20 protein-coding genes are annotated in these 15,687 nt (G+C 54.3%); 16 read left to right on the forward strand and 4 right to left on the reverse strand.

What is annotated here, in order from left to right; genetic code table 11:
* The first annotated feature begins 9 nt into the window (after positions 1-9).
* From KP014_RS05530 to KP014_RS05540, 3 genes are all read left to right on the forward strand, one after another.
* Entirely contained in the window at positions 10-855 is an 846-nt protein-coding gene (locus KP014_RS05530; RefSeq protein WP_036591109.1) for a TrmB family transcriptional regulator, read from the forward strand.
* 43 nt (positions 856-898) lie between these two features.
* Positions 899-1,204: a hypothetical protein gene (locus tag KP014_RS05535; RefSeq protein WP_036591106.1), complete on the forward strand. Its 306-nt coding sequence runs from the start codon at positions 899-901 to the stop codon at positions 1,202-1,204.
* A gap of 97 nt (positions 1,205-1,301) precedes the next feature.
* Positions 1,302-1,880 carry a xanthine phosphoribosyltransferase gene (locus KP014_RS05540; RefSeq protein WP_036591104.1) on the forward strand — a complete coding sequence of 193 codons (579 nt, stop codon included), beginning with the start codon at positions 1,302-1,304 and terminating at the stop codon, positions 1,878-1,880.
* A gap of 221 nt (positions 1,881-2,101) precedes the next feature.
* On the opposite strand, the gene KP014_RS05545 is transcribed toward KP014_RS05540, so the two are convergent.
* Both KP014_RS05545 and KP014_RS05550 read right to left on the reverse strand, forming a co-directional pair.
* Entirely contained in the window at positions 2,102-3,022 is a 921-nt protein-coding gene (locus KP014_RS05545) for a diacylglycerol/lipid kinase family protein (RefSeq protein WP_090834722.1), read from the reverse strand.
* Between the two features lie 96 nt (positions 3,023-3,118).
* On the reverse strand, positions 3,119-3,457 hold the full coding sequence (locus KP014_RS05550; RefSeq protein ID WP_036592116.1) for a DUF4870 domain-containing protein: 339 nt from the start codon (positions 3,455-3,457) through the stop codon (positions 3,119-3,121).
* 580 nt (positions 3,458-4,037) lie between these two features.
* On the opposite strand from KP014_RS05550, the gene KP014_RS05555 reads away from it, so the two are divergent.
* From KP014_RS05555 to KP014_RS05595, 9 genes are all read left to right on the forward strand, one after another.
* Entirely contained in the window at positions 4,038-4,226 is a 189-nt protein-coding gene (locus KP014_RS05555) for a hypothetical protein (protein WP_025691166.1), read from the forward strand.
* Between the two features lie 344 nt (positions 4,227-4,570).
* Positions 4,571-5,617, forward strand: coding sequence for a cytochrome c oxidase subunit II (coxB, locus tag KP014_RS05560; protein ID WP_090834720.1), 1,047 nt, complete (start codon positions 4,571-4,573; stop codon positions 5,615-5,617).
* A gap of 123 nt (positions 5,618-5,740) precedes the next feature.
* Complete coding sequence (gene ctaD, locus KP014_RS05565; protein ID WP_051499799.1) at positions 5,741-7,579, forward strand: cytochrome c oxidase subunit I; 1,839 nt, start codon at positions 5,741-5,743, stop codon at positions 7,577-7,579.
* Between the two features lie 7 nt (positions 7,580-7,586).
* Positions 7,587-8,213, forward strand: a complete 627-nt coding sequence (locus KP014_RS05570; RefSeq protein WP_090834718.1) for a cytochrome (ubi)quinol oxidase subunit III — start codon at positions 7,587-7,589, stop codon at positions 8,211-8,213.
* Between the two features lie 3 nt (positions 8,214-8,216).
* On the forward strand, positions 8,217-8,540 hold the full coding sequence (locus KP014_RS05575) for a cytochrome C oxidase subunit IV family protein (protein ID WP_036604976.1): 324 nt from the start codon (positions 8,217-8,219) through the stop codon (positions 8,538-8,540).
* Between the two features lie 567 nt (positions 8,541-9,107).
* Complete coding sequence (gene ctaG, locus KP014_RS05580; RefSeq protein WP_036604975.1) at positions 9,108-10,016, forward strand: cytochrome c oxidase assembly factor CtaG; 909 nt, start codon at positions 9,108-9,110, stop codon at positions 10,014-10,016.
* Between the two features lie 36 nt (positions 10,017-10,052).
* Positions 10,053-10,517 carry a DUF420 domain-containing protein gene (locus KP014_RS05585; RefSeq protein WP_036604973.1) on the forward strand — a complete coding sequence of 155 codons (465 nt, stop codon included), beginning with the start codon at positions 10,053-10,055 and terminating at the stop codon, positions 10,515-10,517.
* A gap of 678 nt (positions 10,518-11,195) precedes the next feature.
* Positions 11,196-12,083 carry an alpha/beta fold hydrolase gene (locus KP014_RS05590; RefSeq protein ID WP_036604971.1) on the forward strand — a complete coding sequence of 296 codons (888 nt, stop codon included), beginning with the start codon at positions 11,196-11,198 and terminating at the stop codon, positions 12,081-12,083.
* Positions 12,084-12,218: 135 nt separating this feature from the next.
* Positions 12,219-12,377 (forward strand): hypothetical protein, encoded by a 159-nt coding sequence (locus KP014_RS05595; protein ID WP_216700458.1) that lies wholly within the window; start codon positions 12,219-12,221, stop codon positions 12,375-12,377.
* Here the strand turns inward: KP014_RS05595 and KP014_RS05600 are convergent.
* Both KP014_RS05600 and KP014_RS05605 read right to left on the reverse strand, forming a co-directional pair.
* A complete protein-coding gene (locus KP014_RS05600) occupies positions 12,374-12,949 on the reverse strand; it encodes an NAD(P)H-dependent oxidoreductase (protein WP_051499359.1) in 576 nt (191 codons plus the stop codon). The genes KP014_RS05595 and KP014_RS05600 overlap by 4 nt on opposite strands.
* A 150-nt stretch (positions 12,950-13,099) precedes the next feature.
* Positions 13,100-13,402, reverse strand: a complete 303-nt coding sequence (locus KP014_RS05605; RefSeq protein WP_036588831.1) for an ArsR/SmtB family transcription factor — start codon at positions 13,400-13,402, stop codon at positions 13,100-13,102.
* A gap of 167 nt (positions 13,403-13,569) precedes the next feature.
* Between KP014_RS05605 and KP014_RS05610 the strand changes: the two genes are divergently transcribed.
* From KP014_RS05610 to KP014_RS28635, 4 genes are read left to right on the forward strand one after another with little or no spacing between them, the layout of a single operon-like run.
* Positions 13,570-14,298: a hypothetical protein gene (locus KP014_RS05610; protein WP_036588811.1), complete on the forward strand. Its 729-nt coding sequence runs from the start codon at positions 13,570-13,572 to the stop codon at positions 14,296-14,298.
* Positions 14,299-14,343: 45 nt separating this feature from the next.
* A complete protein-coding gene (locus KP014_RS05615; protein WP_036588813.1) occupies positions 14,344-14,751 on the forward strand; it encodes a GntR family transcriptional regulator in 408 nt (135 codons plus the stop codon).
* 3 nt (positions 14,752-14,754) lie between these two features.
* A complete protein-coding gene (locus tag KP014_RS28630; protein WP_281426451.1) occupies positions 14,755-15,117 on the forward strand; it encodes an ATP-binding cassette domain-containing protein in 363 nt (120 codons plus the stop codon).
* Positions 15,107-15,685, forward strand: a complete 579-nt coding sequence (locus tag KP014_RS28635; RefSeq protein WP_281426452.1) for an AAA family ATPase — start codon at positions 15,107-15,109, stop codon at positions 15,683-15,685. The genes KP014_RS28630 and KP014_RS28635 overlap by 11 nt, the downstream gene beginning before the upstream one ends.
* The last annotated feature ends 2 nt before the right edge of the window (positions 15,686-15,687 follow it).

A 15,687-nucleotide genomic window follows, 5' to 3' on the forward strand; every position in this document is an offset into this window, starting at 1 on the left:
GGGATAGGAATGGAACAATTGCTGCTGCATCTGCGCAGTCTGGGCTTTACGGAAATGGAGTCCAAAATCATGGTGGAGCTGGCGGCGATCGGACAATCTTCCGGATACGAGGTGGCGAAGCGGCTTGGCGTCTCCAGGTCGAATGTGTATGCCGCGCTCCAGCGCCTGACCCAGCAGGGCTATGTGCGCTGCGGCGACGGGGAGCCCGCGCGGTACAGCGCTCTGGATCCGGATGAGCTGGCAAAGATGATTTCCGGTCGGGTTCAGGCTTCGCTGGCCTTCGTCGAGAACGAAATGCCGCGCGGAGGCTCGGTCAGCACCACCTTTTATAATGTGGAAGGCGAACGCAATGTGATGGATGCGCTGATCCGTCAGCTGAATGCGGCGGAACATGAGATCATCGTCGATGTGTGGCGGGAGGAAGCCTCGCTGCTGCGCAGCGAGCTGGAACAGGCCGAGCGCCGCGGCGTGCGGCTGCTCTGGGCGTTCGATGGCGGCAATGCCGCCAGTACTTACCTTCCGTGGCCGCCTCTTGAGGAGCGAGAATCCGAGGGGCGGAAATTCTCCTTTGTGGTCGACCGCCGGTGGTGTATGCTCGGCATGCGCGGCGGCGAAGGAGATGGAACGGTCCAGGCCGTCGTTACGGAGCACCGGGTGCTGGTGGAGCTTCTGCTGGGCCATTTTACTCAGGAAATGGTACTGTTTGAGCTGGAACAGGATATGGGACCCGAATTGGAACGGCGCTACGGCCACCGCTACGGGAGCATATACCGCAAATACATCGGAAGTGACGGAGAAGACGAAGAGGACCTTATGGAGATCCAAACTCCGGGGAACACTCGGGACGACAGCTAGCGTATACTGGAATTCCCAAACCATGCCAGGGGGGTGAAGAAGAATGGAGTGTATCGTACATTTTGAGGTGCTGCATTCGAGCGGTCCGAAATCGCTGCGGGGTCTGCTGTTCATTGACGAGGGAACGGTTCCGGACGAGAGACAGCTGATCGACATGTTCAAGGAGATGAAATTCAACGTAAGGTTGGACGACCGGGAGAAGTTGATATTCAAGCCTGTGGACCCGGGTGCCGACTATTCCCAAATCCGGATTACGGAGTATGACGCCGGCGACGGGAAGTCCGGGGAGGATCATGATTTGAAATCTATCATTGGCAACCTCCTGCCGCAGAAACCGTCAGGTCTATGATGGCCGTGAAAGACCCATTCTCTCCTTCTGGAACCTCGAGGAAGAATGGGTCTTTCCTACAGCTGAGTTTAACGGGATTGGAGAAGGAGGATTACATATGGAATTGTTAAAGCAAAAGGTAATGAACGAAGGCATTGTGCTTGCCAAGGGTGTCCTAAAGGTGGACTCTTTTCTCAATCATCAGATGGACCCGTTCCTGATGCGTGAAATCGGGCGCGAGTTCAAGGAGCTGTTCGCGGAGGAAGGAATTACGAAGGTGCTGACCATTGAATCCTCGGGCATTGCTCCGGGCATTATGACGGCGCTGGAGTTCGGGGTTCCTCTGATCTTCGCTCGTAAGCAGAAATCGCTGACCTTAACGGAGGATATTTTCGTGGAGAAGGTCTATTCTTTCACCAAAAGAGAGACCAATGAAATCACTGTCTCCAAAAAGTTCGTTGGTCAGGGCGAGCGGGTGCTGATCGTCGATGATTTTCTGGCCAACGGCGAGGCCGCCTTTGGACTTGCGCGGATTGTGGAGCAGGCGGGGGCTGCGGTGGCCGGCATCGGAATCGTCATTGAAAAGTCATTCCAGCCTGGCCGGAAGCTGCTTCAGGAAGCGGGCTATCGGGTGGAGTCCCTCGTGCGTATCGCATCGCTGGAGGACGGGAAGGTTACCTTCGTCGGGGAGGAGTAGGGGGCTATTGCCGTGAGAGCCGCCGAATCGTCTCTAGGTGGAAATGGGCGTCTTCGTGAACAAAAGCAGCCGTTATGGAGGGGGATGGCCCCCGGTCATAACGGCTGCTTTTCTGTTATCGCTTCCGGGAAGGAACTGGAGGGCTTAGGGGCAGCTAAGCCGCCTTCAGAAGCAGGCTCCTTCCGGCGGCGGGCTTTGGCGTGCGTCAGGCGCCAGCCCAGTCAAGCCGGCCCGGGGCCTGCGGCCCGCGGCACAAGCACGCGCAGCGCCCCCGGCTCGCAGCGCACGGCCAGTGGGCCGCGGCCGAGGCTCTCGCCGTCGCCGATCGCGGGCCGATCGCGCTCGAAGCGTATCGCTGCGCTTGTCCCGCGCAGCATCGTTACGAAGGGCAGCGAGACATGGCTGCCCTTCAGCACCGTCGGGAACAGCCGCAGCAGTTGCATGCGGCTGCACCCGTGTACGACGCAGACGTCGAGTAGGCCGTCGTCCGGTCTCGCCTGCGGCGCGATGAGCAGCCCGCCGCCGTAGCTCGGCAGGTTGCAGACCGCCGCCAGCCAGACGTCCTCGAAGCGCTGCTCCTGTCGGTCTAGGACAACGCTGGCCCTGCACGGCTTAAAGGTGATCAGCGTCTGGAGAATGCCGATCAGATAGGCCAGGCGGCCCGCGTGCAGGGCATTGCATACCCGTTTGTACCGGCCCCCGTTGACATTCTCCGCAACCTGGGCATCGAATCCGCTGGCGACGGCGGTCAGCGTATAACTGTCCCCGGCCAGCAGCAGATCGGCCGGGACGCTGGCGCCGTCAAGCACGGCGTCAAGCGCGGCCTCCAGCTCCAGCGGAATGCCGAAGCTGCGCGCGGTGTCATTGCCGGAGCCGGCGGGCAGGATGCCAAGCGGGGCGCCGCTTGCCAGCAGCGCCGAGAGAACGCTGTGTATCGTTCCGTCGCCGCCGACCACCACGCAGGCGCTCCATTTCTCCCGGCGCGCCAGCGCCTGCATCACATCGCGCCCGGCGCCGGACGCGCTCTCTGTGTGCAGCGCCTCGTACTTCACCGCCAGATCCTTCAGCCGCTTCTCGGCCCGCAGCCAGGCGCGCCGCCCGGCCCCGCCGCCGGAGCGCGGATTGATCACAAACAGGTACATTCTTTTTCCCCCAGGTCCAAATTCATGCTGTTGTTCTCTATTATTGTACCGAAGAGCTGAGGTGAAAGGAAATCGCTTTATATGAACCAGAGGTGCTCACAGCCGCCGCAGCTGCCGCTCCGCGATATCGCCGGCCCAGGGCAGTTTATACCAGTTGCCTCTCAGCGCATGATACGTCATCAGCAGCCAAACGCCGAAGCTGATTAGGAAGATGAGAGCGGCGAGCAGCGGGCCGATGAAAGGCAAAAGACCGGCCAGCACATGGCCGACCATAAGCGCGCCGTAGGCTAATAGCGACTGAAGAGAATGGAAGAGCACGAACCGGCTGCGCTTCTCGAGAGCGAGAAAGACGATGCCTCCGGCAAAAGGGAACAGATAGCACAGCGCAGCCGCAATATAATCGGGCAAGCCGACGGATGAACGAAACGGGGACAAGGGCTTCACTCTCCTGTCATATGAACAACAAGCATCCTGGGCTCGGGACGTTCCCGGGTGCTTCCTCTATACAACAATATGAGCGGCCGGGACAAAGTATGAACTCTGCCCGGCTTGTCTAAATTAACTAATGTTTCTGAAAATTTTCATGAATAGCTTGACCGATGGTCTAAAAACTATGTTATAATGGAACGTGTGTTCCGGGACATTCTGTTAATAAAGTTTTTCATGTGGACATTTCACAGGAAAGGTGGAAGTTGGACCGGAATATGATACAATAAAACGATAAAGCCCGAAAGGAGTGATTAGAGACTTGGCTTTTCGGGTAATTACAGTGTCAGGGTGCTAATCACACCTGAAGCTCTCAGCCCAAATCGCGACGAACCTGCTTCACCGGTCCGTAAATACGCTGGCCTGGCCTTTCGCCCGGCTAATTAGCGAATGGATCGATAAATGCAAGCGACTTTCGATCTTTTAATATCTAGAACTAGTTCTTGCATTTCGAAGTAACGGCGGACTTTTCATCATGCATTCTCTACAACGGAGCATTCATTTTCAATGTTTTGGGAGGGAACTGATCATGGCAAGCAAAGGTCACAACGAAGTCAAGGAAAGTCTGCGGGAAATGACACGTATTTTCCGGCCCAAGGATCCCAAGAAATTCGTCAAAGATTATGTCCGTAAATATCGGATTACAGGAGGCTATGAGGAAGAACTCACCATGGTCGTAGAGCATGAGCTGGTAAAGTTAAATTCGTCAGTCTCTTAACTGTCTATCTTTTCATCCGTAAGGATTTTATAAACCGTGATTTGCGAAAGCCGCAGAGAACGGTTTTTTTGTGCACTTTGGCATGCCATGGATTCAAACGGTGAAAATTTGTCAAATGGATAATAGAGGGGAGTGGGTATTGTAAGCGGTCTATATGCTTATTTATTATAATAACGTTTTCGGAAAGCGATTGCAAACGTTGGATTGACAAGCTTTTTCGACATTGTGAAATAAATGTGAATGATTGACAAAACAGGAGCTGAAAATTATATTAATAGTGATTGTTATAATTGACAGCACAGGGCGCGTAATCTGATTGAAATCGGAAAAAGCGGGGTTGATCGATGATGAGAACGTGGCAGTCTGCAAGGCGGCTTCTTCCCCTGATCGCGGTTTTCGGAATGTTTCTCGCCGGCTGCGGCCGTGAAGACCTGTCGGTGCTTAAGCCGCAGGGTCCGGCCGCGGAAAGCTCGCTGGGACTGATGAAGCTCGCGATTTCCATCATGATTGTCGTACTGCTGATCGTATTTTCCATCGCGGCTTACGTGATGATCCGCTTCCGCCGGAAGCCGGGACAGAATGAAATTCCGGACCAGACCCATGGCAGCTTCAAGCTGGAAGTGCTCTGGACGGTGATTCCGCTCATTCTCGTTATCGTGCTGGCGGTTCCGACGGTGAGGACGGTGTTCGCCCTGGGGGACAATCACTCAGGCGACAAGAACGCGATCAAAGTAAAAGTGACCGGCCACCAATACTGGTGGGAATTCGAATACCCCGATTACGGCATCAAGACGGCGCAGGATCTAATTATTCCCGCCGGCAAGGACATTGCCTTTGAACTGACGACTAACGATGTGCTGCATTCCTTCTGGGTACCCTCACTTTCCGGCAAAATAGACACCAACCCGACCGGAGCGACCAACCGGTTCAGCTTCAGCGCGCCGAAGGAAGGCGTATACCGCGGCAAATGCGCCGAGCTGTGCGGACCTTCCCACGGATTCATGGAATTCAAAGTGAAAGCGGTTAGCAATGATGAATTTAATCAGTGGATTGAGGCGCAAAAAGAGCCAGCAGTGCTTCCCGCTGATCCCGTGCTCGCTGAGACCTTCAAGGAGCAGTGCCTGAAATGCCACGCGGTCGGCGATCAGGGAATGTCGGTGGGACCGAGCCTGACCGGCATCGGCTCCCGTGAATCGGTGGCCGGTATTCTGCTCAATGACGATACCCGCCAGGACGGCGCTCCCGTGGAGGAGAATTTGAAGACATGGCTGCATGACACGCAAGGCGTAAAGCCGGGCAACCTAATGCCCGACCCCAAACAGGATATGGGCCTGAGTGACGACGAAATCGACCGGATTGCAGAATATCTGGCCGGCTATAAATTGAACTAGTTGCTTACGGCAGCCCATACCAAGCGGATAATTGAAAAGGGGGTACGAACCTTGACTCAAGCAGCGCATACCTTGAAATCTCCGAAGCCTGCCGCGCACGGCCTGAAGCGGCATACCGGACTGATGGACTGGATAACGACCGTCGATCATAAAAAAATCGCCATTCTGTACCTATGGGCGGGAGGATTGTTTTTTGGCATCGGCGGGATTGAAGCGCTCCTTATCCGGTGGCAGCTCATTAAGCCCATGAATGATTTTGTCGACGCCCAGACCTTCAATGAACTGATTACGATGCATGGCACCACGATGATTTTTCTCGGCGTCATGCCGATTATCTTCGCGCTTATGAATGCGGTCATTCCGCTGCAGATCGGCGCGCGCGACGTCGCTTTCCCTTTTCTGAACGCGCTGGGCTTCTGGACGTTCCTGTTCGGCGGGCTGCTGCTAAACTTAAGCTGGATGATGGGCGGTGCGCCCGACGCGGGCTGGACGTCATACACGCCTTTGTCCGGTACCGCTTACAGCGGAACGCACGGCGTCGATTTTTACACGATCGGCCTGCAAATCGCCGGCCTTGGAACTCTGATCGGCGGCATTAACTTCTTGGCGACCATCATTACGATGCGCGCGCCGGGCATGTCGTTTATGCGGATGCCGATGTTCGCCTGGACGACGTTTATCACATCCGCCATTATATTATTCGCTTTTCCCGCAATCACCGTAGGCCTTGTGCTGCTGACCTTCGACCGGATTCTCGGCGCGAATTTCTTTGTTCCCGGAGGGGGCGGAAGCCCCGTGCTCTGGCAGCATATCTTCTGGATCTTCGGCCATCCCGAGGTGTATATTCTGATTCTCCCGGCCTTCGGCATTATCTCCGAGGTCATTCCGACCTTTGCGCGCAAGCGGTTGTTCGGCTACAGCTCGATGGTGTTCGCGACCATCCTGATCGCGTTCCTCGGCTTCATGGTCTGGGCGCATCATATGTTCACGACCGGTCTTAGCCCTGTTGCGAACGCTCTCTTCGCCGTATCGACGATGCTGATCGCGGTTCCGACGGGAATCAAAATCTTCAACTGGCTGTTTACGTTATGGGGCGGGTCGGTGCGCTTTGCCACGCCCAACCTGTTCGCTTCCGGCTTCATTCCGACATTCACCATGGGCGGCGTAACCGGCGTAATGCTGGCGTCCGCACCCGCGGATTTCCAGTTCCACGATACGTACTTCGTCGTGGCACATTTTCACTACGTTATCGTTGGGGGCCTGGTGATGGGCCTGTTCGCGGGGCTGCACTACTGGTGGCCCAAAATGTTCGGCCGCATGCTGAGTGAAACTTTAGGCAAATGGACCTTCTGGACGTTCATCATCGGATTTCATCTGACCTTCTTCGTTCAGCATTTCCTGGGGCTGATGGGCATGCAGCGCCGGGTGTTCACCTATCTGCCGAATCAGCATTTCGATACGCTGAATCTGGTCAGTACGATCGGGGCCGGGCTGATGGGCGCCGGGATGCTGGTCTTCCTGGCCAATGTGTGGATCACATCGAGAAAGCCGCCGGACGCCGGCGGCGATCCCTGGGAGGACGGCCGGACGCTGGAATGGAGCATCCCGTCGCCGTCGCCGGAATACAATTTCAAGCAGACGCCGCTGGTGCGCGGGCTTGACGCTTTCTGGAAGGAAAAGACGGCGGGGAACAAGGGAATGACCCCGGCCGAGCCGATCGGATCGATTCATATGCCTTCGGCGACGCCGCTGCCATTCGTTATGGCGGTCGGCATCTTTATCGCCGGTCTCGGATTCATGTTCAGCCGGGACGATTTTAGCAGCGCTCTGGTGAGCTTTTTGTTCAACAACTACGTTGTAACCGGACTCGGTCTGCTCATTACTTTCGGAGCCATGCTGGTGCGTTCGCTGTACGACGATCACGGCTGGCATATCGAGCCTGAAGAGCTGGAAGGAAGGTGAACCGGAAATGACAACGACGCATGCAGAACCCGTTCACGGTGGCCTGGCCCATGAACCGGAAAAAGCAACCGCCGAAGGCCGCAACAAAGTGCTGGCCTTCTGGCTGTTTCTCGGCGGCGAGGCCGTGCTGTTCGGCACCTTGTTCGCGACCTTCCTGGCGCTGCGGAATCAGACGAATGAAGGTCCGGCAGCTAATGATCTGTTTCATCTGCCGCTTGTTGCGGCGGCGACCTTCCTTCTGCTCGTCAGCAGCCTGACCAGCGTCTTTGCCATTCAGGCGATGCACCGGAACCGTCCAAAGCTGCTCCGGAATTGGCTGCTTGTTACCGTGATGCTGGGACTTGGCTTTCTGGGACTGGAAATTTATGAATTCAGCCAGTATGTAAGGCATGAAGAGTTCGGTATGACGACAAGCGCGTTCAGTTCGGCGTTCTATACACTGGTCGGATTCCACGGCGCCCACGTCGCCTTCGGCATTTTGTGGATCTCATTGCTGATCGGACAGCTGGGCTATAAGGGACTGACCGTAGTGACCGCGCCGAAGCTCTATATCTCCGCCATGTACTGGCATTTTATCGACGTGGTATGGGTCTTTATCTTTACGGTTGTCTATCTGCTTGGAAAGGTGGGCTAGTCTATGGCCGCTGAACAGCATACCCGGGATAACGGCGTGAAGCGCCGCCACCGTCAGGAAGGCCCGCAGAAGCATGTGATGATATTTGTCCTTTCGGCTGTGCTGACGCTCATCGCTTTTGCGGCGGTGGCGGCCGGAGGGGTCAACCCGGTCTTTGCGGTCATTCTGCTGCTTGTCATGGCCGTGATTCAGGTCTTTGTGCAGATGGGCTACTGGATGCATTTGAAGGATAAGGGGCATATGATGCCGATCATATTCATTCTAGGCGGTTTCCTGATCGCCGGAACCTGTATCATCATGGCTCTGTACTGGGTTTGGTGGGACTGAAGGGAGAAGGGCGGGCGGAGGAGCCTGCCTTTTTTTGGAGTGCAGCTCTGTCCGGGCTCTATCGTCAGAGGGGCTGAACAAGCTTGCGAAGGCAGGGCGCCTCTGTTGTGGGATGTCTTTCTTGAAACGGGTTCTAAGGGAAAAGCAAGCTAAAGGGTGCCCGCTTTCTTGACAGAGGTCCGCGATTGACGCGATAACGGTCGTCCGGTTCGGCTGAACTGGAAATTCTCCGTCTTAATTGAGGTGGATGGTCCGGAATGTTGGATTATAGCGGAAAACCTCCGGTTTAATTCACCGAAAACTAAAGGTTTGCTGTTTTTGCTTGAAATGAGAGGGAGGAATTCCTGCTTAATAGCGGAAATCGTTCGAAAAGGTGAAATAAGCAGGAGGTTTTCCCTTATATTCGAAAGTAGCTTCAGGAATGAGGTCCTTAGATGCGGCAGAGGTAGGCTGGTATACTGTGTATACGGGGAGCGCCCACTAAGCCATGCAATATGGCTTCGGGTATCTGCCAACGCCGGGACAGGGATTCATTGACGTACTTCTAAACGCGGGGAGGCTTGAACGATGCTCGGACTGAACGTGTTCAGCTTTGCCGATTTATGGAGCCCGCTGTTTCTGGCGGCGGTGCTGGTGGCCGTCTCCGGTTATTTCGTGCTTATTGGCCCCTTGTCCGGCCGGTTCGGAATGGTACCGGCGGCGCCACTAAGGCAGCGGATCTTCTTCGTCACCGGGATGGCGGCGCTCTATTTGGCCCAGGGCGGGCCGGTCAGTCTGCTGGGCCATCTGATGTTCTCTTTTCATATGCTCAGCATGGCGCTGTCCTATTATGTTGCCGTCCCGCTCATTATGCTCGGTATTCCGGTGGAGCTGTGGCGCGCCGCACTGCGGGTCAATCCCTTCCGCCGTCTGTCCTTTCTCGTCCATCCGGTCACGGCGGCGGTGCTGTTCAACGGCTTGTTCTCCCTGTACCATATTCCGGCGGTCCATGATTATGTCATGCTGCATTTCGGTGTTCACCGGCTGTATTACTTTGTTTTGTTCATCGCTTCGGCCTTGATGTGGTGGACGCTGATCCATCCGCTGCCGGAGAGGGACCGCTGGGGCGGTCTGGCCAAGGTGGGATTTATCTTCCTTAATATGGTGCTGCTGACGCCCGCCTGCGGGCTGATTATTTTCGCGGGCGAGCCGCTTTATGCCACGTACAGCGATCCGAACGCCTGGGCTAAGGCGATGGGCTACTGCGTTTCGGAGGGCAGCGCCGCCCTGTTGTCGTCTTTTGGCGGACCGGCTTTTTTTGAAGTGATGTCTTCGAGGGTGGATCAGCAGGTCGGCGGCATCGGGATGAAGTTCATTCAGGAAGTTATTTTTGCCTCCATGCTTGCTTCTGTGTTCTATCACTGGTATAAAAAAGAGAACGGGCAGGACGGCGACGATGAGCTTCCGGAGTCTTCCGGGGTGAAAGCGGCGAACTGACCTGTGCATCTGCCGGTGAGGTCTAGGAGGACGAACATGGATATTTTCACAGTGTTTCCAACGATCAGCACATCTTTCATCGTCATCAGCGCGGTGCTTGTGGCTATTGGTTGGGGACTCATCATTCAAGGCAAACGCGAGGCGCATAAGAAGACGATGATTGCCGCCGCGGTTTTTGCGGTGCTGTTCTTTCTTGTGTATGCGTCGAGAACGGTATTTGTCGGCAATACGTCATGGGGCGGGCCGGAGAGTCTTTCGGGGCTGTATCATGTATTTCTCATTTTCCATATCGTACTCGCAACCGTAGCCGCTGTATTTGGCATCACGACGCTGACGCTGGGCTTCAAGGCCAAGTACGCCAAGCACCGCAGGTGGGGAAGAGTCACCTCTGTGATCTGGTTCATCACGGCCATAACGGGCGTAGCGGTGTATGTGCTGCTATATCTGATGTATCCGGGCGGGCATACGAAGCCGGTGTGGGAAGTTATTTTGGGCGCGTAAAGGCGTCCGCCTAAAAAGCATGTTGAATGGAAATCGCGGCCTTGCCGCTGCGGAGGTAGAAGAGCTGTTCCTGTTGTCAAGCGGTGTTAACCCGCTTTGCCGGGGGTGGCTTTTTTTTTTCTGGGACCAACTGAAAGGAGAAGGAAAGCGCTGCTTCCGTAGTGCCGAGACTTTATTCGGCGGGTGACGAATTATGATATCCTCTCAAAGTAAAGCGGGAGAACTTAGCGATTTTAGTAATTACTTCGCAGATAAAAGTATTTTAATTCCAGGTGAAGATATACAAGTGCTCTCTTTGGATGAAAACGGAAATTTTATTAAAAAATATACTTGGTATCCAAGGAAAATAAAGTATTAGACGCCCATACCGCTAACGCGGCGCCATCAGATGAAGAAATAAAGTTATTTCAGGATAGACTGACGGTGCGCCATTAAGCGAAAGGGCAGGATAGTTGAAGATCAATTACCGTGAGCCGTACCATATTGGTGGTTGGGATTGGGTTTAAAACAATTGACTGTTCTACAAAATTGTTGTTTTCACAGTTTGGAATCAGTACGGTTATTTAAGTTCCTCCACCGTTCTCTCTTGCGGCTTTCTTTCAGCGGATCGAGTGTGGGAACCTCTCAAACGTAGTGGGCATAAGCTTATATATGTCGATTTGAGAGGATGTCTTGTACATGTTTCCTTATCTCCAAGAAATTCATCAATTCCCCTATCCCGATTATAGGTTTATGCCCCGCGGGTATTATTACTCCCCTTATTCTGAAGGTGGGTGGCTCTGGAGCAATGGTGCCTTCGAATCGGACGAAAGATACCGTTTGCCCGCACAGCAGCGGCTTACCTTCGTGCTTGTGCATGGATCCTGGGCCGACGCTCACTTTTGGGATGGCGTAGCGGCGGTGCTTCGTAGTCAAGGGCATGCCGTCTATACACCGGAATACGCAGGTCACGGCAAAGATCCGAACAAGGATGTCACGCATGCGATGGTCACGAAGTCCGTCGTCAATTTTATAACGAAGCTAAACCTGCGCGACTTCGTTCTCGTCGGGCACAGCTTCGGCGGAACAGTTATTCAAAAGGTTGCCGAACAGGTACCGGATCGCATCAGGCGCCTCGTCTTTTGGGACGCGTTCGTACTGAAAGACGGCGAGTCGGTTGCCGACGAGTTACCGCCCCAAACGAGACAAGGTTTCGAGCAACTCAGAGCTGGATCGAAGGATGATACGATCATGCTTCCGTTTCCGCTGTTTCGGGATTTGTTCGTCAATACGGCCACCTTGGAGGAAGCCAGAAGAATGTATGCAGGCGTCACTCCGGAGCCGGCTACGCCGCTTTTCGAGAAGCTGGATCTTAAAGCGTTCTATGCGTTGCCTACACCCAAAAGCTATATATATTTTTTCCAAGACAATGCATTGCCACAAGGAGAGGGCTTCGGCTGGCATCCGCATATGTCCACACGGCTTGGCCAGTTCCGACTTATCGTCGGCGATGGGGACCACTTTACGGATACTCGCACAAGGCCGGAAATGGTGGCGCGGAAGTTTTACGAGGCGGGCCGGGATTGACGCTGCTGTAAGGGCATTTTAGTACCACAGCAAGATCGATCTGTAATCCGCCAAAATTCGTGAATTGATCGAAAAGGAAACAAGAGGGGTTTTAAAAAGGTCTTCAAAGCGGAATGGCCGCTTAAGGGCAGTCTGTTGTTGTTTGCGAGCCTGGCCGGGCGGATCTTTAGTTCAGGCGCCTATGCAGCTATTGTGGTTAGGCGCCCGTGCCGCTATCGGGCCGGCCTCTTCCTGCCACTGCTGGCGGCAGGAAGAGGCCGGCGGGTTGTCTTCGGGGTACGCGGCAGCGGTTAACCTCGCGTTCGGGAGAGGGCAAGCTGTCCCTCTACATAGTCGGCGTAATCCGCCGCATACTTCTCGAGTTGTTCGTCGGTCACTTCGCGAATTCCGCCCACAACAAAGGGCGAAAGGTAGATCATTCCGGCCAGGTTGGCGGTCTGCTGGAACGGCCGCAGCAGCTCGCTGTAAGAATAATTATGAAGGCCTCCGGCTTGGTACATGTTCTCTGCGCCTCCCGAAGAGGTAGCAATGAGGAGTTCCTTGCCATTCAGCTTATCGCCGCCTCTGCCGTGCGCGAAGCCGAGCTCAAATACTTCATCCATCCATTTCTTCAGCAGGGAAGGCGAGCTGTACCAGAACAACGGGAATTGAAACACGATACGGTCATGAGTCGTGAGCAGCGCTTGCTCGCGGGCGACGTCGATCTTTTCGTCCGGATAAGCCTCGTACAGCCGGTGAATGGTAACGTTGCCTCTTCGTTCAAGCTCGGCCGTGAGTCTTTTGTTGATCCGGGATGTCTCCAAATCCGGATGCGCAACGATCACGAGCGTCGCGGTGCTGCCGGACGGGGTGGAATGGTTGGACATGGGGAACAGCTCCTTTTTTTGGATGTGGATAATTCGAGAAATGTCGATATCTTGGTTGAAAATAAAAAAGATTCAGTTACAAATCTCGAATTATCGATTTATTTTATATATAAAAACTGAATTCAATGGTTTGAATCCAGTCTTTATGACTTATAGATCGTGCTGAATATAGGAAGCAATTTCTTTGATTGCCTCTTCATCTCTTCTATAATATGTCCATTTGCCCAGCCGAGTCGCATGTACCAGCCCCGCTCGCTGCAGAACGGACAAATATTGAGATGTAGTCGATTGGGTCATATTCAGTTTCGATGTAATCTGGCTGACGCATACCCCAACTTCGATAAGATCTACGCCTCCCTGGGGTCCAAAATGAGCTTTGGGATCTTTTAACCACTCCAAGATTTGAAGACGCGCTTCATTAGACAGTGCCTTGAATACTTCAATGGGGTCGATTGGTTTCATGTAACCATTATATCGACGTTTTGCGATATGTCAACGGATATGCCAACACAGATATTTTGTTCCACTTATTGACAATGGAAAAATAAGGACATATACTGTGTATATAGATATATACAGTAAGCACACGTAATCACACATTTAAAGCGAGGTTAACCTTCATGCAGACATTGAAAGATTCATGGTTCATGATACGGGGGGATTTGCGGGGCGACAAAATAAGGATTGTGATCACTACCCTGTTCTCCATCGTCGTTATGAGCTACTTGGCAGGATTGATGGGATTGCTCGCCAATTCTTCGGTCAACACCTATCAGAGCAGCGCTCTTGCCGACTATTTGCTGCTGGCTACGGTTCCGATCCTTGGCTTCACGTATTCCCGCCGCGCGATAAAATACTGGAGGGAGGATCCCTACACGAGAATGCTGGCATACCTGCGAAGCCTGCCCATTCCGCTGAATGTCGTTATGTGTAGAAGAAAGCTCCAATCAGTCATTTGCTTCGCACTGAACGGCACTTTGTTCTTTGGACTGATCTACACGCTCGCCGGCCATCTCAGAGACTCTCTTTCTCCGCTCGGGTATGTTGTTTTTTCATTTACCTGGATCGGCTATGGACTGGCAGTGACGGGCCTGTACATTTTCATCGAGTTCCTATACAGCGGCAAAGCGTATTTCTGGCTCGTTCTGCTGATGATGCTGATCGCTTTTGGAGGCGCCATGCTGGTGAAGTTTTCCGGCGGCAACCTGCTGTTCTACAGCATCTCCTGCTCGAAGGAATGGGGGCTGCTGTCGCCCCTGATGTGGGGTACGCTGCTTGTGGGTACGGTGTCTGTGCAGCTGTTCTCGAAGTGGACGATTGTCAGGCTGAAGAGCCGGGACCTCGTATGATGACGGGGGGCGGATCGGCTAGCGGGCGGGAAGGCGGTGTAAGCAGTGTGGATTCCTATACAAATTGATGAAAAAAGCGCCGAGCCGCTGTACCACCAGATCGAAACGCAGCTTAGGTCGCTGATTATCAGCGGCAATCTCGCGGAAGGGACGATGCTCCCCTCTATCCGGGAATTTGCGGGGGATTTGAAATGCAGCGTGATTACGGTTCGCCGGGTGTATCAGGACCTGGAGGGAGAAGGCCTGCTGCGGACGAGGCAGGGAACCGGAACCTTTGTCTCCCATGTCGGAGACGGGGCGAGAGAGGAATACAGGCGGGAGACGGTCCGCAAAGCGCTGGAGGCGGCGGTGGATGCCGGGCGTTCCGTGCAGTTCGGCGAAGAGGAGCTGAATGAGCTTTTTCAGGAAATTGTAAAGCGCAAATACGGGGATGAGAACAAAAAGGGGGAGTGAGGCATGGTTCAACTGGCGGTGGAGATGCGGAATGTGATCAAGAAAAGGCGCACCAAAACAATTGGCCCGATCGACCTGGACTTGCCGGAGGGACACATCATCGCGCTGGTGGGGCAGAATGGTTCGGGAAAAAGCACACTTCTGAACCTGCTTCTCAAGCTGTCGCTTCCGGAAGAAGGAGCAATCTGCTGGTTCGGGAAGAGCGCCGAAGGCGAGCTGCCGATGGATATCCGGCGGAGCATCGGCTATGTGCCGGAATCTCCGATACCTGAGGAGAGCCACTGGATTCCGGAAGAGGCCGCCTGGTTCCGCAGCCATTGGTATCCGGAGTGGGACGGCGTTTTTTTTTCAGGAAATGCTGGATAAATTCGAGGTGCCGCGAGGGGAAAGGCTCGGTAAAATGTCCAAGGGCGAACGCCGCAAGTTCGAGATCGCGGCCGCGCTGGCTGCCGGTCCGAAGCTGCTGCTGCTCGACGAGCCTTCATCTGGGCTGGACCCTTTTGCCTGGAAAATCATGATTGAGACGTTCCAGCGCTACATGGATGAGCGGCAGGCAACGATTGTCATTTCTACGCATATTGTTGAAGAAGTGCGCCGGCTGGCCGATTATATCGTCCTTCTGCATCAAGGGAAGCTGCTCGGTATGGCGGAGAAAGACAGCCTGCTCAGCATGTGGAATGAAGTTTGGGTAGGTGCGAAGGACGAAGAAGAACTGGCGGAGCTTGCTGCTGAACTGCCGGAGGCGCTGGAACTGAATATGCAGGCTCCCGGCATGGCGTCGATGATCACCTCCCGTTTGCTGGATCTGGAGAAACGCTTTTCGGATTTGGGCGTAAAGATGATCAAGAGCCGCAGTCTGGAATTGGAGGAGATTTTGAGCTTGTGGACCATGGGACACCGTCCCGATCTTGTCGATCTAAGGAGAGGAGACTAGAG

It is taken from the genome of Paenibacillus sophorae (assembly GCF_018966525.1).
In the GTDB taxonomy this organism is placed as follows: domain Bacteria; phylum Bacillota; class Bacilli; order Paenibacillales; family Paenibacillaceae; genus Paenibacillus_AQ; species Paenibacillus_AQ sophorae.

What these genes read in the sequence shown, in the direction of transcription:
- KP014_RS05530 (WP_036591109.1), top strand. Translation starts at nt 10, where the DNA reads ATGGAACAATTGCTGCTGCATCTGCGCAGTCTGGGCTTTACGGAAATG.
- KP014_RS05535 (WP_036591106.1), top strand. Translation starts at nt 899, where the DNA reads ATGGAGTGTATCGTACATTTTGAGGTGCTGCATTCGAGCGGTCCGAAA.
- KP014_RS05540 (WP_036591104.1), top strand. Translation starts at nt 1,302, where the DNA reads ATGGAATTGTTAAAGCAAAAGGTAATGAACGAAGGCATTGTGCTTGCC.
- KP014_RS05545 (WP_090834722.1), bottom strand. Translation starts at nt 3,022, where the DNA reads ATGTACCTGTTTGTGATCAATCCGCGCTCCGGCGGCGGGGCCGGGCGG.
- KP014_RS05555 (WP_025691166.1), top strand. Translation starts at nt 4,038, where the DNA reads ATGGCAAGCAAAGGTCACAACGAAGTCAAGGAAAGTCTGCGGGAAATG.
- coxB (WP_090834720.1), top strand. Translation starts at nt 4,571, where the DNA reads ATGATGAGAACGTGGCAGTCTGCAAGGCGGCTTCTTCCCCTGATCGCG.
- ctaD (WP_051499799.1), top strand. Translation starts at nt 5,741, where the DNA reads ATGGACTGGATAACGACCGTCGATCATAAAAAAATCGCCATTCTGTAC.
- KP014_RS05570 (WP_090834718.1), top strand. Translation starts at nt 7,587, where the DNA reads ATGACAACGACGCATGCAGAACCCGTTCACGGTGGCCTGGCCCATGAA.
- KP014_RS05575 (WP_036604976.1), top strand. Translation starts at nt 8,217, where the DNA reads ATGGCCGCTGAACAGCATACCCGGGATAACGGCGTGAAGCGCCGCCAC.
- ctaG (WP_036604975.1), top strand. Translation starts at nt 9,108, where the DNA reads ATGCTCGGACTGAACGTGTTCAGCTTTGCCGATTTATGGAGCCCGCTG.
- KP014_RS05585 (WP_036604973.1), top strand. Translation starts at nt 10,053, where the DNA reads ATGGATATTTTCACAGTGTTTCCAACGATCAGCACATCTTTCATCGTC.
- KP014_RS05590 (WP_036604971.1), top strand. Translation starts at nt 11,196, where the DNA reads ATGTTTCCTTATCTCCAAGAAATTCATCAATTCCCCTATCCCGATTAT.
- KP014_RS05600 (WP_051499359.1), bottom strand. Translation starts at nt 12,949, where the DNA reads ATGTCCAACCATTCCACCCCGTCCGGCAGCACCGCGACGCTCGTGATC.
- KP014_RS05610 (WP_036588811.1), top strand. Translation starts at nt 13,570, where the DNA reads ATGCAGACATTGAAAGATTCATGGTTCATGATACGGGGGGATTTGCGG.
- KP014_RS28630 (WP_281426451.1), top strand. Translation starts at nt 14,755, where the DNA reads ATGGTTCAACTGGCGGTGGAGATGCGGAATGTGATCAAGAAAAGGCGC.
- KP014_RS28635 (WP_281426452.1), top strand. Translation starts at nt 15,107, where the DNA reads ATGCTGGATAAATTCGAGGTGCCGCGAGGGGAAAGGCTCGGTAAAATG.